General features: G+C 67.7%; 12 protein-coding genes. 7 read left to right on the top strand and 5 right to left on the bottom strand.

Features of this window, described 5'->3' with window-relative positions:
- The 3 genes from AWC16_RS16820 to AWC16_RS16810 form a co-directional block, all read left to right on the top strand.
- Positions 1 to 489: HNH endonuclease signature motif containing protein (locus AWC16_RS16820; protein WP_133055960.1), on the top strand; the 489-nt coding region annotated here is incomplete at its 5' end.
- Positions 490 to 560: 71 nt separating this feature from the next.
- Positions 561 to 1,517, top strand: a complete 957-nt coding sequence (locus tag AWC16_RS16815) for an oxygenase MpaB family protein (protein ID WP_085265877.1) — start codon at positions 561 to 563, stop codon at positions 1,515 to 1,517.
- 13 nt (positions 1,518 to 1,530) lie between these two features.
- The gene (locus AWC16_RS16810) at positions 1,531 to 2,118 is read left to right on the top strand and encodes a TetR/AcrR family transcriptional regulator (RefSeq protein WP_085265901.1); all 588 of its coding nucleotides are present in this window, start codon (positions 1,531 to 1,533) and stop codon (positions 2,116 to 2,118) included.
- 3 nt (positions 2,119 to 2,121) lie between these two features.
- Here AWC16_RS16810 and AWC16_RS16805 read toward each other — a convergent pair whose 3' ends face one another.
- From AWC16_RS16805 to glpX, 3 genes are read right to left on the bottom strand one after another with little or no spacing between them, the layout of a single operon-like run.
- Positions 2,122 to 3,405 carry an MFS transporter gene (locus AWC16_RS16805; protein WP_085265902.1) on the bottom strand — a complete coding sequence of 428 codons (1,284 nt, stop codon included), beginning with the start codon at positions 3,403 to 3,405 and terminating at the stop codon, positions 2,122 to 2,124.
- Between the two features lie 56 nt (positions 3,406 to 3,461).
- Positions 3,462 to 4,859, bottom strand: coding sequence for a class II fumarate hydratase (locus AWC16_RS16800; RefSeq protein WP_085265876.1), 1,398 nt, complete (start codon positions 4,857 to 4,859; stop codon positions 3,462 to 3,464).
- Positions 4,860 to 4,883: 24 nt separating this feature from the next.
- Positions 4,884 to 5,915 (bottom strand): class II fructose-bisphosphatase, encoded by a 1,032-nt coding sequence (glpX, locus tag AWC16_RS16795; RefSeq protein ID WP_207572343.1) that lies wholly within the window; start codon positions 5,913 to 5,915, stop codon positions 4,884 to 4,886.
- Positions 5,916 to 5,979: 64 nt separating this feature from the next.
- On the opposite strand from glpX, the gene AWC16_RS16790 reads away from it, so the two are divergent.
- Positions 5,980 to 6,609 (top strand): DUF4245 domain-containing protein, encoded by a 630-nt coding sequence (locus AWC16_RS16790; protein ID WP_207572342.1) that lies wholly within the window; start codon positions 5,980 to 5,982, stop codon positions 6,607 to 6,609.
- Positions 6,610 to 6,613: 4 nt separating this feature from the next.
- Here AWC16_RS16790 and AWC16_RS16785 read toward each other — a convergent pair whose 3' ends face one another.
- Together AWC16_RS16785 and AWC16_RS16780 are read right to left on the bottom strand one after the other, a co-directional pair.
- Positions 6,614 to 7,774 carry an AI-2E family transporter gene (locus AWC16_RS16785; RefSeq protein ID WP_085265873.1) on the bottom strand — a complete coding sequence of 387 codons (1,161 nt, stop codon included), beginning with the start codon at positions 7,772 to 7,774 and terminating at the stop codon, positions 6,614 to 6,616.
- Positions 7,771 to 8,835, bottom strand: a complete 1,065-nt coding sequence (locus tag AWC16_RS16780; protein WP_085265872.1) for an NAD-dependent epimerase/dehydratase family protein — start codon at positions 8,833 to 8,835, stop codon at positions 7,771 to 7,773. Before AWC16_RS16780 ends, AWC16_RS16785 begins: the two co-directional genes overlap by 4 nt.
- A gap of 175 nt (positions 8,836 to 9,010) precedes the next feature.
- Between AWC16_RS16780 and AWC16_RS16775 the strand changes: the two genes are divergently transcribed.
- Genes AWC16_RS16775 through AWC16_RS16765 form a run of 3 tightly spaced genes read left to right on the top strand, consistent with a single transcriptional unit; the run spans position 9,011 to position 17,918 of the window.
- Positions 9,011 to 12,145 carry an AAA family ATPase gene (locus AWC16_RS16775; RefSeq protein WP_085265871.1) on the top strand — a complete coding sequence of 1,045 codons (3,135 nt, stop codon included), beginning with the start codon at positions 9,011 to 9,013 and terminating at the stop codon, positions 12,143 to 12,145.
- Positions 12,142 to 15,303 carry an ATP-binding protein gene (locus tag AWC16_RS16770; protein ID WP_085265870.1) on the top strand — a complete coding sequence of 1,054 codons (3,162 nt, stop codon included), beginning with the start codon at positions 12,142 to 12,144 and terminating at the stop codon, positions 15,301 to 15,303. Before AWC16_RS16775 ends, AWC16_RS16770 begins: the two co-directional genes overlap by 4 nt.
- A 44-nt stretch (positions 15,304 to 15,347) precedes the next feature.
- The gene (locus AWC16_RS16765) at positions 15,348 to 17,918 is read left to right on the top strand and encodes a helix-turn-helix transcriptional regulator (protein WP_207572346.1); all 2,571 of its coding nucleotides are present in this window, start codon (positions 15,348 to 15,350) and stop codon (positions 17,916 to 17,918) included.
- Positions 17,919 to 18,044 lie beyond the last annotated feature (126 nt).

Raw genomic sequence — 18,044 nt, 5'->3', positions numbered from 1 at the left:
ACCTGTCGCTGGCCGGGTTGTGACCGCCCGGCGGTTGACTGCGACATCGACCACACGATTCCCCGTGGCGATGGTGGCGCCACCCATGGGTCGAATCTCAAATGTTATTGTCGCACACATCATTTGGTGAAGACGTTTTGGGGCTGGCGGGACCAGCAGTTGCCGGACGGGACGCTGATCCTGACTTCGCCGTCGGGGCAGACCTATGTCACCACCCCGGGCAGTTCACTGTTGTTTCCGCGTTTGTGTGTGCCCACCGGGGGCCTGCCGGCACCGCGACGGCCCTCGGATGCCCGGTGCGGTGACCGCACCGCGATGATGCCCCGTCGCCGACGCACCCGCGCCCAAGACCGCGCGGCCCGAATCAACTCGGAACGCAACCAGAATCGGCAGGCCCGCCAAGCGCGGCGGGCCAACCACGCCGCCTGGGCGCCATGGTCCCACCGATTGCCGGCCGGCATCGGTGACGACGACCCGCCGCCCTTCTAGCGGCGTGGGTCTCTTGACACTTTGACACAAAAATATAGTCTTTGTGTCATACGAGCCGAGGAGGCCCTCCGATGACGGCAGCGACCAGCGAAGTCACCAGCATCGACCCCGCCAACCGGGTTCGCCCAAAGGTGATGGCCCAATTCCGCAGGCACTCCGGCAGTATCTTGTCCGGTCTGTTCGGTGCCGCGGCGTTCGACGAGGTGGCACTGGTTCCGGTAGCCGCCGCGGTGGACAGGACCGGGCGCTTCGAAAGCAACTTCACCGACCGCGCCATCCGCAGCGGATTCTCTGCGCTGCTTGCGATCTGGGGCGATGCCGAAGACCGCGCGGCCGAGGGGGAGCGGCTCAAGCGGATGCACCGCGACGTGCACGGCCAGGGCAGAGGCGACTTCGCCGATGTCCGCTACAGCGCGCTCAACCCTCGCCTCTGGAACTGGATCGCGGTCAGCGGCATGTTCGTGACCCTCAATTCCTTCACTCCGGTGACCGGCATCGAATGGAACGACGCCGAGCGTGAGGCCGCCTACCAGCAGCTGGTCAAGGCCTTCCGTGCCCTCGAACTGCCCGGAAAGTCCGGAAAGTTTCCGGCGACCTACGCCGAGGCTGTCGCGTACTACGACGAGATGGTCCAGACCGAGCTGGCGGCCAACCCGTTCCTGGACCGGGTCACCGCCGGCCTGGTCCGGCTGCCGCTGCCCTCGGCGCTGCCGGCCCCGGTTCGGGCCGCCGCCGCGCCGCTGTGGTCGGTGGTCAGCGCCGGAGCCGGCCGGGTGGTGAAGATCTGTTCGTTCGGGATCATGCACCCCGGTGTCCGGAAGCTCACCGGCTTTCGCTGGGAACCCCGCCACGACGCGGAGTTCAACTTCTACACGCAGTTGTTGCAGGTGGCGTGGCGGGTGCTGCCGGATCGGGTCGTGCTGGTGCCGCTGGCCTACAACCGGCTGCAGTACGAAAAGCTGGTGAAGCTGCACCGCTCGGTGGCGCTGGAATCCTTCGCGCCGCCCGACGGCTGCCCGATGGGATGACACGCTGGTGCCGATGACATCGCGACGCAGTACCGCGAGCCCCGCCGAACAAGAGGCGGCCATCCTCAAAGCGGCCGCCGAAGAAGTCGGGCTGGTGGGGGTGGGGCGCGCCAGCCTTGATGTCATCGCCCGCCAGGCGGGGGTCAGCCGCAGCACCCTGTACCGGCGGTTCCCCACTCGCGAAGTGCTGATCACCGAACTGGGCCGGCGGGCCTTCGACAAGGCCATGGTCCAGCTGCGCACGGTCGCGGTGGACTCCGGGCCGCAGGATGCCGCGGTGGCCGCTTTCTGCGCCGGGCTACGGCTGCTCACCACCGACCCGGTGGTGCGCAAACTGCTCCGGCTGGACGCCGGTGTGCCGACGATGGCCGGGATGTACCAGGAAGCGGAGGTGTTCCTGGACAGCGCGTCGACGGCTATGGCCAAGGCGCTGCGTGCCGCCGGGGCCACCATGCCCGACGAAGACCTGGTGGCCGCCGCCGAATTGCATGTGCGACTGGCCGCTTCGATCGCTCAGGTGCCGACGTCGGTGCTCGACGCGCGCGACGAGGCGGCGGTTCGTGCCTACGCGAAGAAGTTCTTGGCGCCGCTGGTCTGGTAGCCGCTAGGGCGCGACTTGCCTGTCCTGTACCGGTTTCGGGGTGGCACCGAGAAGGATCGCCATTGCTGCTGAGGCCAGCAAGAAGGCCCCCACCACCCACAGTCCGGCGTGGGCGTCGCCGGTCAGATCGGTCAGCCAGCCGGTGACGTACGGGCCGCCGAAGCCGCTGATGTTGCCCAGTGAGTTGATCAAGGCGATGCCCCCGGCCGCCGCCGCGCCGGTCAGGAACGTCGAGGGCAGCGCCCAGAACACCGGCATGGCGCACATGATGGAGCAGGTGGTCAACGTGATCGCGACCATCGCCAGATACGGGTTGGACATGTACAGCGCCGCCGGAATGCTCACCCCGCCGACGATCGCGGGGATCGCCACATGCCAGACACGTTCTCCGGTCCGGTCCGCGTGACGCGCCCACGCCACCATCACGACGGCTGCCACCGCGTAGGGCACGGCCGTCACCAAACCGCGCCCGATGATGCTCAGGTGACTGCCGTACTGCTGCTGAAACCCCGCGACAATGGTCGGCAGGAAGAACCCGACGGCATACAACCCGTAGACGATCCCGAAATACACGAACGCCAGTGCCAGGATTCGGGGATGGCTCAGCGCCTTCTTCAGCGGCCAGGGTCGACCTGCCTCGGCCGCCGCGCGCTCGCCTGCCAATGTCGTTTCCAGCCACTGCCTTTCGTCGGCGTCGAGCCAGCGTGCCTGAGCAGGGCGGTCGGTCAGATAGAACCAGCACACGAACGCGAGAACTATCGCGGGCAGCCCCTCGACCAGGAACATGAAACGCCACCCGGCCAGACCGAAAACACCGTGCCCCCAGTTGATGATGAGCGCGGACAAAGTCGAGCCGACAGCCGTCGACACCGGTACCGCCACCATGAACAATGACACCGCCTGTGCGCGCTGCTTGGCGGGAAACCAGAACGTCAGATACAGGATGATGCCGGGGAAGAAGCCCGCCTCGGCGACCCCGAGCAGGAACCGCAGCACCGCCAGGGTGTGTGCGTTCGGAACGAAAGCGATTGCGGTGCTGACGATTCCCCAGGTCAACATGATGCGTGCCAGCCAGCGCCGGCCACCGAACCTGTGCAGCGCGATGTTGCTGGGTATCTCCAGGAACAGGTAACCGAAGAAGAAGATCCCCGAGACGAACCCGAACATCGTCGCGGTCAAACCGAGTTCGTCGTTCATGCCGTTGGGCCCGGCAAAGCCGATATTGACCCGGTCCAGGTAGTTGACGAAGTAGAGCAGCGCCAGGAAGGGGACAAGACGACGAGTCACCTTGGTGATCGTCGCCCGGCCCACCGGCGATCCAGCGGGCCAGGCCCGCCCGGTGCTCAGCCCTTGTCCACCTTGGCCATCGCCAGCACATCGAGTCGCTGGTCCAGCTCCGCCTCCGACAGCTTCTCACCGATCAGACCGCGGTCGATCACGGTCTGGCGAATGGTCTTGCGCTCCTTGAGGGCCTGCTTGGCCACCGCGGCGGCCTCCTCGTAGCCGATCGCGGAGTTCAGCGGCGTCACGATCGACGGGCTGGACTCGGCCAGCTCCCGCAGGTGTTCCTCATTGGCGACCAGTCCGACGATGCAGCGCTCGGCGAACAGCTTCGAGACGTTGGTCAGCAGCTTGAAGGACTCCAGCATGTTGCGGGCCATCATCGGGATGTAGACGTTGAGCTCGAAGGCGCCGTTGCCGCCGCCCCAGGCGATCGCCGCGTCATTGCCGATCACCTGCGCGGCGACCTGGGTGACCGCCTCGGGCAGAACGGGGTTCACCTTGCCCGGCATGATCGAGCTGCCCGGCTGCAGGTCGGGCAGCTGAATCTCGGCCAGCCCGGTCAACGGACCCGACCCCATCCAGCGGATGTCGTTGGCGATCTTGGTGAGCGACACCGCGATGGTGCGCAGCGCCCCCGACGCCTCGACCAGGCCGTCGCGCGCCGCCTGGGCTTCGAACGAGTTCGCCGCGGTGCGCAGCTCGGTGATCCCGGTCTCGGCGACCAGCACCTCGACCACCTTGGCGCCGAAGCCTTCCGGGGCGTTCAGGCCGGTGCCGACGGCGGTGCCGCCGATCGCCAGCTCACCGAGGCGGGGCAGCGTGGCCTGTACGCGTTCGATCCCGGCGGCGATCTGGCGGGCGTAACCGGAGAACTCCTGACCCAGCGTCACCGGGACGGCGTCCATCAGGTGGGTGCGGCCCGACTTCACCACGGTGCGCCACTGCGCGGCCTTGTCGGCCAGCGCGTCATGCAGCACCTGCAGGGCCGGAATCAGGTGGCGCACCGCGGCTTCGGTGGCCGCGATGTGGGTGGCGGTCGGGAAGGTGTCGTTGGACGACTGCGACATGTTCACATCGTCGTTGGGGTGCACCGTGACACCGTTGGCGGCGGCGATCGAGGCGATCACCTCGTTGGTGTTCATGTTCGAGCTGGTACCCGAACCGGTCTGGAACACATCGATGGGGAACTGGTCGTCGTGCTTGCCGTCGGCGATCTCGGCGGCAGCGGCCTTGATCGCCGCGGCCTTCTCCGGGTCCAGCAGGCCCAGGTCGGCGTTCACCTGCGCGCAGGCGCTCTTGAGCAGGCCCAGTGCCCGGATCTGAGTGCGCTCCAGGCCGCGCCCGGAGATCGGGAAGTTCTCGACGGCGCGCTGGGTCTGCGCGCGCCACAGCGCGGTCACCGGCACCCGGACCTCGCCCATGGTGTCGTGTTCGATGCGGTATTCGATCTCGCTCATAGGTTCTAAGTCCTCGGTTGACGGTCAGGGCAGGGGATAGGCGGCGTGGGCGTCGCCGGTGAAGTCGACCGCCGAATACTCGTTGAGCTTCGACAGCCGGTGGTACGCCTCGATCATCCGGACGGTGCCGGACTTGGAGCGCATCACGATCGACTGGGTGGTGCAGCCGCCGGGGTAGTAGCGCACGCCCGTGAGCAGGTCGCCGTCGGTGACCCCGGTGGCGCAGAAGAACACGTTCTCGCCGGAGACCAGGTGCTCGGTGGTCAGCACTTCATCCAGGTCGTAACCGGCATCGAGGGCTCGTTGCCGCTCGGCGTCGTCGGTCGGCGCCAACTGGGCCTGGATCGCGCCGCCCATGCAGCGGATCGCGGCGGCGGCGATGATGCCCTCCGGGGTTCCCCCGATCCCGGCGAGCATGTCGGTGCCCGAGTCGGGCCGGCACGCCGAGATGGCGCCGGCCACGTCGCCGTCGGTGATCAGCCGGATCCGCGCGCCGGTGGCGCGCACATCGTGAATGAGTTGACGGTGCCGGGGCCGGTCCAGGATGCACACGGTCATGTCCCGGGGGGACAGGCCCTTGACCTTGGCCACCGCGTTGACGTTGTCGGCGATCGGCTTGGTGATGTCCAGTACGTCAGCGGCCTCGGGGCCGACGGCGATCTTGTTCATGTAGAACACCGCCGACGGGTCGAACATCGCGCCGCGTTCGGCCACCGCCAGCACCGAGATGGCGTTGGGCATGCCCTTGCTCATCAGGGTGGTGCCGTCGATGGGGTCGACGGCGAAGTCGCAGTCCGGGCCGTCGCCGTTGCCGACCTCTTCGCCGTTGTAGAGCATCGGAGCGTGGTCCTTCTCGCCCTCGCCGATCACCACCACGCCGCGCATCGACACCGAGTTCACCAGTTCGCGCATGGCGTCGACGGCGGCGCCGTCGCCGCCTTCCTTGTCTCCGCGGCCCACCCACCGGCCGGCGGCCATGGCGCCGGCCTCGGTCACCCGCACCAGCTCCAAGGCCAGGTTGCGGTCTGGGGCTTCCCGTCGAGATGGTCCCGTCATGCCAGTCACGGCTGATCATTCTCCCAGAGCCGGATCGGCACTACCCAGCTGGGATACTGGCAGCGTGACCTCTGAGCCTCAGCCGACGCCCAAGCCGGCCAAACCGCGCCTGTTGCAGGACGGCCGCGACATGTTCTGGTCGCTCGTGCCGTTGGTGCTGGCCTGCGTCGCGCTGGCCGGTCTGGCCGGGACGTGCTCGTTCCGGCCGGGCGGAATCACCGCGGGACCGGCGCCGACTTACGACGCCGTCGCCGCGCTGAACGCGGATGCGCAGACACTGGGCTTCCCGGTCCGGTTGCCGCAGTTGCCCGAAGGCTGGCAGCCCAACTCCGGCAGCCGCGGCAGCATCACCGACGGGCGGACCGGCCCGTCGGGCCAGCGACTGCGTGCGGTGACCTCCCGGGTCGGCTACCTCGGCCCGACCGGCAGGTATGTCAGCCTGACCCAGAGCAACGCCGATGAGGTCGCCCTGGTCGCCGCGATTCAGCCCGGTCTGCACCCGACCGGTACCGAGGACGTCGACGGCACTCGCTGGGTGGTGTACCAAGGCGACGGCGACCCGGTGTGGACCACCCGGCTGGCGGCCAAGGCCGGCGCGGCCCAGCTCGCGATCACCGGCGCGGGCGGGCCTGAGCTGTTCCGGGTTCTGGCGGCGGCTACCCAATCGCAGGCACCGCTGCCGGCGACCCGGTAGGGGACTACTGCGCCGCCTGCTCGGCGCGTCCCGGCAAGTAGCGGGCGAGAATGCGCGGCAGTGGGATTCGCCGCCGCGCCTTCGGCTCGTCGTCGTGGGTCTGCAACTCCACACCGTGGTAGACGGCCAGGTAGACGTCGATGGTGGTGACGATGATGATCATCAGCACCGGCCCGATCACGATGCCCCAGAAACCGAACATGCCGATCCCGGCGAAGACGGCCAGCAGCATCAGCGCCGAATTGAGCCGGGCGTCGCGTGGCACCAGCATCGGGCGCAGGAAGTTGTCGATGTTGGTCACCACGATCAGGTGGAAGAAGAACACGAACAATCCGCCGGCGACGTTGCCGAACAGCGCCATGCCGATGCCGAACGGCATGGTCACGATGCCCCCGCCGAGCGGGATGATCGACAGTGCGGTCAGCAGGATCGCGAAGATGAAGAACGCCTGGTGAAACCCGGCGATGTAGATGGACGCGGCGCCGGCCACTCCCTGACAGAACGCGATGACGAACTGCCCGCCGACGGTGCCGCGCACCATCGAACCCATCTTGGCCAGATAAAGGTCGGTGACCTCGGGGCCGAGCGGGTTGAGCTGGCGGATCAGGGTCTGAACCTCCTCGCGGTGGGTCAACAGCGCGAGGAACACGTAGAGAAAGATGATCGCCGAGGTGATCGCGCCGACCACACCACCCACAGCGCCCTGCAGCACATGCAGCAGCAGCTCGCCGCCCTTCTGTGCCACGTTCACCATCGCCTCACGCAGTGAGTCCATGGTCAATTCCACGTGCACGAACGGCACTCGGGCCAGCAGGCCGTTGGCGAACTTCAGCGCCTTGTCACCCAGCGCAGTGGGGTCGGCGGCCTGCACCCACTCCGCCACGTCGCCGGCGGTGCGGGAGATCTGCACAACGGCCAAGAAGACCGACAGGCTGACCGGGACGATCACGGCGATCAGCGCGGCCAACAGCGTCCCGGTGGCCGCCAGGCCGGTAGGCACCCGTCGGCAGAGCGCGCGGAACAGCGGGGTGAACAGGTAGGCGCCCACCGCGGCCACCACGATCAGCACGAAGTAGGTGCGTAGGAAGTAGGCGCCGAATGCCAGCGCGATGACGGTGAACACCGCCAGGGCGCGTCGTTGGTTGAGGGTGAAGTCCTGGTTCACGGGCGTGGGTCGTTCCACTTGTCGGCGATGGCTCCCCACGGGTCTGCGAACGTCCTGCCGGTGCGGTGGTAGGGGGCGCGCATCCGCAGCACGACCCGGGCCAGTGGCGCGACCATGCGCAAAAAGTACCGCTGTACGCCGGTCCGCGCCGCCGTCTCGGCCAGCATGTCGGGCCACGAGTGGTGCTGGAAGCCCAGTGCCTCCTGGGCGCGACGGGAATCCATCCAGTCGGTGTTGAACCAGTCCTCGTCGCGGTCGGGGTTGCCCGGCAACCCGGGGGGCAGACCGTTGACCAAGCCCATCGCGGCGGCCATGGCCGGGGCGACGGCGCCCTGGACCTGACGGTGCGTGTCGTCGCCGCCGATCAACAGGGTCTCACCGACGACGGGTGCGGTGGTGGCCGCGACGAATGCGGACGCGACGTCGCGGACGTCGACGGTCTGCAACCGGCCGTCGGTGGGGAGCAGTTGCTCGAAATACAGGTTGTCGAGCTTCATGTAGGAGCCCGGGTCGACGGTGAGCACCCCGCCCAGCCGCAGGATCACCCAGTCCAACTCGGAGTCTCGAACCAGCTGCTCGGCCTGAACTTTGTGGTCGCCGTAGACGTCTGCCGGCTTGGTCGGGGTGTCGGCGGTCAGGACGCCGGAGACCGTGTACGGGTTGCGTGACCCGTACACCGCGATGCTGGAGGCCAGCACGAAGCGCGGCGGTTTGGCGAGGCTCGACGGTTCCGGCTGGGCCGCCGCCGCCAGCAGGTGCCTGGTGGCATCGACATTGACCTTTTGTGCCAGGTCACGGCGCGTGTAGATGAACGGCGGGATCACCGCGGCCAGGTGAATGATCGCCCGGGGCCGAACGGATCCGACCAGGGCGTCGACCGCCGCGGCATCGGTCAGGTCGGCGTAGCGCACCTGCACCGACGCGGGCAGGGCGGCAACGGCCTTGCGGTTGGCCGGAATGTCGAGGTCGGTCGCGACAACGGGCCGTCCGTCGGCCGCCAACTGTCGCACCACCGCCGAACCGACCAGACCGAATGCGCCGGTGACCAGAACCGTTTCCACCGAGTACCTCCTCAACTAGCGCGATCTTGCCGTGAAAGCGTGGTCTGCATAGCCGTTCGGAACAAACTGGCTCATGGCCCGGCCGCGGTGACGATCACGCAAAAAAGCTCAACTAGCAGCAGAAAAGCTTATTCTTGGCCCGAGCGAGTGGGTCTCGCGGATCGGCAGCGTCGGGATGAGAACGGCAACTACGTGCCGCACGTGCGGCACGGAACTACTGGCGAACGCACAGTTCTGTCACTCGTGCGGTTCGCCGATCACGGTTGCCGCGGCACCGGCTGAATTCAAGCAGGTGACGGTGTTGTTCGCCGACGTGGTGCATTCGATGGACATCGCGGCGGCGGTGGGCGCCGAGCGGCTGCGCGAGATCATGGCGCAATTGTTCGACCGGTGCGCGGCGGTGGTGCGGCGCTACGGCGGGACGTTGGACAAGTTCACCGGTGACGGGATCATGGCGGTGTTCGGGGCTCCGGTGTCGTTGGAGGACCACGCGTATCGGGGGTGCCTGGCGGCGTTGGAGATTCAGGCGGTGCAGGACGTTGCACTGCAGCTGCGGATTGGTTTGAACTCGGGTGAGGTGGTCGCCGGTGAGATCGGGTCGGGACCGGGTAGCTACACCGCGATCGGCGAGCAGGTCGGGATGGCGCAGCGGATGGAGTCGGTGGCACCACCCGGCGGGGTGATGCTCAGCGCGTCCACGGCGAGGTTGGTCGAAGACGTTGCCGTGCTGGGTGAGCCGGAGCTGGTGCGTATCAAAGGCGCCGTCGAGCCGGTGCGGGTGCGCCGGCTGCTCGGGTTGGCGCGGGATTCCGGTGTGTGCGGGCGCGCCGAATCGAGGCTGGTTGGCCGGCGCTGGGAGATGACGGCCGTGGCGGGGATGCTGGAACGCGCCGTCGACGGCGCCGGTGGGGTGGTCGGTGTGGTCGGGCCGCCCGGGATCGGCAAGAGCCGCCTGGCCCGTGAAGTCGGTGCTATCGCGGCAGGCCGTGGTGTCGAGGTGGTGACCGCGGTGTGTGAGGCGCACGCCAGGGACATTCCGTTCCACGTCGTCGCGGCGCTGTTGCGCGCGGCCACCGGGGTGGCCGATCTGGACCGCAGCGCCGCTCGGCAGGAGTTGCGAGCCAGATTCGTCGATGCCGATGAGCAGGATCTGTTGCTGTTCGACGATCTGCTGGGCATAGCCGATCCCGGCGTCAACCCGATGCAGATCGCACCGGACGCACGGCGGCGGCGGTTGACCGCACTGGTCGGTACGACGGCGCTGGCCCGGACGTCGCCGCGGGTCTATGTCATCGAGGACGCGCATTGGATCGACGACGTCAGCGAGTCGATGCTGGCCGACTTCATGGCGGTGATCCCGCGTACCCGATCGTTGGTGGTGATCACGTACCGCCCCGAATACCGTGGCGCGTTGTCCCGGCTGGCCGGTGCACAGAAGATATCCCTTGCCCCGCTGCCCGATTCGGAATCGGCTGTGTTGATCACCGAGTTGCTCGGCCGGGATTCATCGGTTGTCCCGCTGGTCGGCGTGATCGCCGAGCGCACCGCTGGTAATCCGTTCTTCGCCCAGGAGATCGTGCGTGATCTCGCCGAACGGGGAGTGTTGCAGGGACCGCGCGGCGGCTACCGGCTTCGCGAGGCGCCCGAGGCGGTCAGCGTGCCTGCCACTTTGCAGGCCACCATTGCCGCCCGGATCGACCGGCTGGCACCGGCCGCCAAGCAGACACTGCGCGCGGCGTCGGTCATCGGATCCCAGTTCGGCGCGGAGTTGTTGACCGATCTGGGAATCGACCCGTTGTTCGATGAGCTTGTGCAGACCGAGTTGATCGAACAGGTCAGGTTCACTCCGCGCGCCGAGTACGCCTTCCATCACCCCCTGGTCCGCACCGTCGCATACGAGTCGCAGCTCAAGGCCGACCGCGCCGTCCTGCACCGGCGTCTGGGAGCTGTCATCGAAGCGCATGACCCCGCCGCCGCCGATGCCAACGCCGCCTTGATCGCCGAGCATCTGGAAGCCGCCGGTGACTCGCGTGCCGCATATGCCTGGCATATGCGAGCCGGCGCCTGGTCGACCAATCGCGATATCTCTGCGGCGCAGGCGAGTTGGGAGCGGGCCCGCCTGATAGCTGATGCGTTGGCCGAGGATGGTCCGGACCGACAGGCGATGCGCATCGCTCCGAGAACGCTTATCTGCGCCAGCGGGTTCCGCAGCGGAATCGCTGTCGGCGGAGCCAGATTCGATGAACTGCAACAGTTGTGTTCGGCTGCTGGCGACAAGGCATCACTGGCCGTGGCGATGGCCGGGCTGGTCGGTGAACATTATTTTCACGACCGGATCCGCGCCGCATCGCAGGCGGCATCCGAACAGATGGCACTCCTCGAGTCGATCGGCGATCCGATGCTGATCGTTGGATTGGCTTGGACAGGGATGGTAGCCAAGATCGGCACCGGCGAGATGACAGATGTTCTGCGGTGGTCGCAACAAGTCATCGACCTCGCCGACGGCGACCCCACCAAAGGGAATTTCGTTGTCGGGTCACCGCTGGCGCTCGCCTGGGCGGCCAGGGGCTTGGCTCGGTGGACATTGGGCCGTGACGGGTGGCGGGAAGACTTCGACCGTGCCATCGCGGAGGCGCGCAGCGCCGACCCGCTGTCATACGCCATCTGCGTCGCGTTTACCTACAGCTTGGCGATTCTGGGCGGGGCGCTGTCGGTCGACGACAACGTGCGGTGGGAAATCGATCAAGCGCTGAGTGTGGCGGAGAGATCCGCAGATGACACCACTCTCGGCATAGCCAGACGGTGCCAGATAACCGCCCTGCTGCACCAGGACCCACCGGATGACGAGCGGGCGCTCGAGCTGCTGGCGCAGTTCCGCGAGATGTGCGCACAGGGCCGATTCTCGTTGTCAGAGCTTCGCGTCGCCGACACCTGGACGGGGCTGGCTTTGGGCAGGCGAGGGGATCACGATCAGGCGATACCGTTGGTTCGCGGCGCGCTCGACAACAGCTTTGCTGCCGGACAGCTCGGGTACTGCACCACGGCGACCGGAGTGCTGGGCACCCTATTGGTTGAGCGCGGTCACAGCGGCGATCTCGACGAAGCCCAAGGTGTCATCGACAGGCTGGCGGCCGCTCCGCTGCCCGATGACTTCGTGTTGCGTGACCTCACCCTGCTGCGGCTTCGGGCGTTGTTGGCCCAGGCGCGAGGCGATGCCGGCGGCTACCGGGGTTTCGCAGACCGCTACCGGGAGCTGGCTGCCGAACTTGGGTTTGAGGGTCATTTAGCGGCCGCCGAGGCGATGACATGACTGCCTGCATCGCGTGCGCGACCGAATTGCAGGCCAAGGCCAAGTTCTGCTTCGAATGCGGTGCGCCCGTCGCGGCGGATCTTCACCGACCCGCTGAGTACAAGCAGGTGACGGTGTTGTTCGCCGACGTGGTGCATTCGATGGATCTCGCGGCGGCGGTGGGCGCCGAGCGGCTGCGCGAGATCATGGCCGAGCTGTTCGATCGGTGCGCCGCCGTGGTGCAGCGCTACGGCGGGGTGGTGGAGAAGTTCATCGGCGACGCCGTCATGGCGGTGTTCGGTGCGCCGGTGGCGTTGGAGGACCACGCGTTGCGGGGGTGCCTGGCGGCGTTGGAGATTCAGCAGCAAGCTCAGCCACTGGCCGCGGAGGTGGCCCGCGCCGACGGTCTCAGCTTGGCGCTGCGGGTGGGGCTGAACTCCGGGGAGGTGGTTGCCGGGGAACTCGGCTCCGCGGTGCACAGCTACACGGCGATCGGCGAGCAGGTCGGTCTCGCGCAGCGGATGGAGTCGGTGGCGCCGCCCGGCGGTGTGATGCTCAGCGAGTCGACGGCCCGACTGGTGCAACACGTCGCCGCCTTGGGCGAGCCCGAGCTGGTTCGGATCAAGGGGGCCGCCGAGCCGGTGTCCGTGCGGCGGTTGCTGGGGGTGTCCCCGGAGCTCCGGCATACCCCCCGCCCGGATTCGACGCTGGTTGGACGGTCCTGGGAGGTGGGCGCGCTCAGAGGCATCCTGGATGAGTCGATCGCCGGGACCGGCTGCGTAGTGGGTGTCACCGGACCTCCCGGCATCGGTAAGAGCAGGATCGTCCGAGAGGTCAGTGCCCTGGCGCGGAGCCGCGGCGTTGAGGTATTCGCCGCCTACTGTGAGTCCCATGCGCGTGAGATCCCGTTCTACACGGCGACTTCGCTGCTGCGCACCGTGCTGGGAATAGAGCATCTCGACGACGAATCGGCGCGCGCCCGAATCGAGGAGCGTGCGCCTGATGCGGATCCGGAGGACCTGCTGCTGCTCGAAGATCTACTCGGCATTCGCGGCAGTGGGGTCGCGTTGCCTGCCATCGACCCCGACGCCCGGCGGCGCCGGGTGACGCGATTGGTCAACGCCGTCTCGCTGGCGCGCACCACCCCGGCGGTCTATGTCGTGGAGGATGCGCATTGGATCGACGAGGTCAGCGATGCGTTGCTGGCGGATCTGCTCGGCGTGACCCGGCAGACCCCATCGCTGGTGTTGATCACCTATCGGCCCGAATATCACGGGGCGCTGGCCAGCGTCGCGAGTTCGCAGACGATTCACCTCGGGCCCCTGAACTCCTCGCAGACAGCCGTGCTGGCCGCCGAACTGATCGGATCAGACCCGTCGGCGGCAGCGCTGTGCGGGCGGGTCGCCGATCGAGCCGCCGGTAACCCGCTTTTCGCCGAGGAGATGGTGCGCGATCTGGCCGAGCGCGGTGTGCTGACCGGGTCTCCCGGTCGTTATGCCTGCATGGTCGGTGATGCCGAGCTCGTCGTGCCGGCAACGGTGCAGGCCACCATCGCCTCCCGCATCGACCGGCTCGACCCGGCGGTCAAACGGACCCTGCAAACCGCCGCGGTGATCGGGTTGCGGTTCGACGCCGCGCAGTTGGCATCACTGGATGGTGAGGCACAGATCGCTCCTCTGCTCGCAGCGGAACTCGTCGACCAGGTGCGGTTCAGCCCGCAAGCCGAGTACGCGTTTCACCACCCTCTGATCCGTATCGTGGCCTATGAATCACAGCTGAAATCGCAGCGTGCAACACTTCATCGGCGGTTGGCCTCCGCCATCGAGCAAAGCCATCCAGATGCGCTCGATGAGAACGCCGCAATGATCGCCGAACATCTCGAGGCCGCCGACGACCTGCACGCCGCGTTCGGCTGGCACATGCGCGCCGGGGCGTGGGCGCAACACCGCGACATCCGCGCCGCGCGCGTCAGTTGGGAACGCGCCCGCGCAGTCGCCGACCGGTTGCCCGTCAACGATCCCGACCGTTCGTCGATGCGGATCTCCCCGCGAACCCTGCTGTGCGGCAGCACTTCCTGGGTCAGTGGCACCGTCGCCGACACCGGATTCGATGAGTTGCGTGAACTCTGTACGGCGTCCGGTGACCAGGTGTCGCTGGCGATCGGCATGGCCGGCTTGATGACAGCGCTGATATTCCACAGCCGGTACATCGACGCCTCACGCGTCGCGTCGGACTGCGTCCGCCTGCTTGAGTCGATCGGGGACCCCATGCTGATGGTCGCGCTCGCCATCGCGCCGGGCAATATCAAAGTGCAGGCCGGCGAGGCACTCGAGTGCCTGCGGTTGGCCGAACGCATCATCGAGCTGGCTGACGGCGACCCCACCAAGGGCAACCTGTTGATCGGATCGCCGCTGGTGATCGCGCTCATGTTCCGCGGCTCCTGCCGCTATTGCCTTGGGCTCCCGGACTGGAAAGAAGACCTCGACGAGGCGACGAAGATGGCTCACGACGTGGACGTGCGGACCTTCGTGTCCGCCGTATTGGCCAAGTACGGCTTCGCCGTTCATTCCCGGGTGTTGCTGCCCGACGCGGCAGCAGACCGGGATACCGCCGAAGCCCTGGCGATGGCCGAGCATTCCGGCGACGACTACGCGGTGGACACGGCCCTGCTGACCCGCGGGCTGGTCCTGGTCCATCAGGACGGTCCGCAACGTGAGGCCGGTATGGCGCTGCTCGCGCAGTACCGTGACGCGTATCGGCGGCACGGGTATGTACAAGGCAGCGTGCGGTTTTTCGACACCGAGCTGGCCCGGGAGAAGGCCCGCATCGGGGATTTCGACGGTGCCATCCAAACCGCGCGCGCTGCCGTTGACTACCTGTTCGATGTGGGTGACATGATCGCGCGCGGCGAGGCGGTCAGGGTCTTCGTGGAATCGCTGCTGCAGCGCGCGACCGCGGCAGACCTCGCCGAGGCGCAGGCCGCCATCGACCGATTGGCAGCCGTGCCTACCGATCCCGGGTACGCACTGCTCGAGATTCCGTTGCTGCGAATGCGCGCCTTGTTGGCGCGCGCCAAGGGCGACGAGGTCGGCTACCGCGACTTGGCTCACCGGTACCGCATGAGAGCCACCGAGGTCGGCTATGAAGGCCACATCGCGATGGCCGAGGACATGATGTGAGCGGCCTGCGGCTGTCGTGGCCCCTGACCGGCCGCTCCGAGGAGATGCAGACGCTCCAAACTGCCTTTTCGGCTCCGGATGTGTCCGGGGCGGTGGTCTGCGGCGCAGCAGGGGTGGGGAAGAGCCGGATCTGCCGTGAGATGCTGTCGGCCGCTGTGTCGCAGGGGTGCGAAGTGCGGTGGGCGATCTGCACATCTTCGGCGCGGAGCGTCCCGCTCGGTGTGTTCGCCGCGTGGGCACCGTCGGGTGTCGCCGATACGGTTCAGTTGCTGCGCGGGGTGATCGAGGCGCTGACGGCGGGCGCCGCGGTGGTGGGTGTCGACGATGTGCATCTGATCGATGATCTGTCCGCGTTTGTCGTGCATCAGATCGTGCAACGGGGCCTGGCGAAGGTGGTTCTGACCGTTCGTGATGGCGAATCGATTCCTGCTGCCGTGCAAGAGATCTGGGCGGCCGGGCGCTTTGAGCGGCTTGACCTGCAGCCATTGTCGCTCGACGAAACCGCCGGGCTGCTGTCGGCGACCTTGGGTGGCCCGGTGGATTCCGATGCGGCTCAACGGCTGTGGAAGCTCACCCGCGGCAATGTGCTGTATCTTCGCAACATCGTCGAACATGAGGTGGCCGACGGCCGAATCGTGCGGCAGCACGGGTACTGGCGCTGGATCGGGGATCCGGTCATCCCGCCCAGTCTCGCCGGATTCATCGAACCCCGTATCGGATCGTTGCCCGAGTCGGTCAGCGACGTGATCGATGTGCTGGCTGTCGGAGAGCCGATCGGCTTGGCGGCCCTGACGCGAATCACCGGTCCGGCCGCCGTCGAAGAGGCCGACATTCGCGGCCTGATCACGATCGAGACCTCCACTGGCGGTGCAGAGGTGCGGCTGGCGCACCCGCTCTACGGCGAGGTTCGCCGCAGTCGTGCGGCGACCACTCGGCTCCGGCGGTTGCGCGGGCTGGTCGCGGCCGAACTCGCCGCATCCGAGGACCGCGACGACATCGCGGCGGTGGTGCGTCGCGCCAGTCTGACCGTTGATTCGGACCTGGAGCCGGACGCCGAGCTGTACGCCCGGGCAGCCAGTGGCGCGGTCTGGCTGGCGGATCTGGCCCTCGCCAACCGGCTCGCGCAGGCAGCCATCCGAGCCGGAGCCGGACCGGAGTCGAGTTTTGTCTCCGCACACGCGCTGTCCTGGCTGGGCCAGGGCGAGCAGGCCGACGCGGTGCTGGCTGCGGTCCGGGGCAGCGACTTGACTGATCGCGACCGCGGCAGGCTGGCGTTCTTGCGGGCCAGCAACATGCTCTGGGCCCTTGGTGAGCCCGCGCGCGCGAAGGAGTTCATCGACGCCGCCGCGAGCACCGTGCCGCCGCAGGCCCGCAACTATGTCGACGCCTTTCTGGCGGTGTACTGGTTTGCGACGGATCAACTGGATTCGGCGCGGCGGGCTTTCGAGCATCTTGACCTGGAAGACCTGCCGCCCGTTGTGGGCGCGGAGATCGCCTGGGTGCGCACCGCCATTTTCGCGGATGCAGGGCGTGTGACGGAGGCCCTGGCCGCCGCGGAAGCAGGGTACGCCGTTGCGGTCCGTTCGTTGGACGCCCCGCACATGATGTTCAACATCGCCGACGCGCACGTCAGCGCCCTGGTGTTGGCGGGCCGGGTCAGCGACGCCGTTGATGTGGCTGAGCGGGTGCGTCGGCAGGCGGCCGATCTGCCGGGCGCGGCGCAGTTGCTCGGCGCTGCGGTGGCGGGCCGTGCGGCGCTGGGCGGCGGGCGCCTCGACACCGCAGGTCTTCTGCTGGAACAGGCGGCAGGGGGTTTTTCGGGCGGCGGCCACGTCACCGGCTGGGGATACCGCTATCGCGTTCCGCGCATCGCCGCGCTGGCCATGCGTGGTTCAGCCGCTGAGGCCGCCGCGGCGCTTGATGATCTCGACGGGCAGCGACGCCCGTTCCGGTTGCTCGACTATGAGCGCGGCCTGGCCCGCGCGTGGGTGGCCGCCGGCCAGGGCGCCGTCAGCGAGGCGATCGCCGTGGTGTTGTCGGCTGCAGAACGAGCCAGGGCTGACGGACAATTCGCGGCGGAGGTGATGTGCCTGCAGACCGCCACGCAGTTCGGCGACAGTTCGAGCGCACCGCGTCTGCGCGAGCTCGAAGAGATCGTCGAGGGGCCGCGCGTCGGCATCGCGGCCCGGTTCGCCGCCGCGCTACGCGAGGGCAGCGGACCTGAATTGGTCATGGTGTCCGAGGATTTCGAGCGCATCGGCGATCTCGTCGCCGCAGTCGATGCCATCGCCCAGGCCGCGCTCGCGTATCGCCGCCAAGACCTGCGGGGCACGGCGTTGGGATGCGCGACCCGCGCCGCCGTCCTGGCCGAACAATGCGGAGGCCTCTACACCCCCGCGCTCGATCAAGCCGCGGAGCCGTTGCCGCTGACCGATCGTGAACGCGAGATCGTGGCGTTGATCGGAGCGGGACTGTCCAACCGGGCGATCGGCGAGCGGCTGACGCTGTCCGTGCGCACGGTCGAGAGCCATATCTACCGAGCCATGGCGAAGACGGGCACCACCAGCCGCGACGAACTCGCCGCCCTGCAGCCCCGCAAGGCCACCACTCAGTAGTGCTGCCCGGGAGCCGGGCGGGATTGCAGTAGTGCGCTACTGATACCGCCGCGCCGATTGCGCGTCACAGTTCCGGTCAGCGAAATGCTCCGAGACGATAGCCAACGGTGAGGAACCGTTGGCCGC

This window comes from Mycolicibacter longobardus, assembly GCF_002102265.1.
Classification (GTDB): domain Bacteria; phylum Actinomycetota; class Actinomycetes; order Mycobacteriales; family Mycobacteriaceae; genus Mycobacterium; species Mycobacterium longobardum.
Note: the sequence above shows the minus strand (reverse complement) of the source record. Positions and strands in the feature narration are given on the sequence as shown.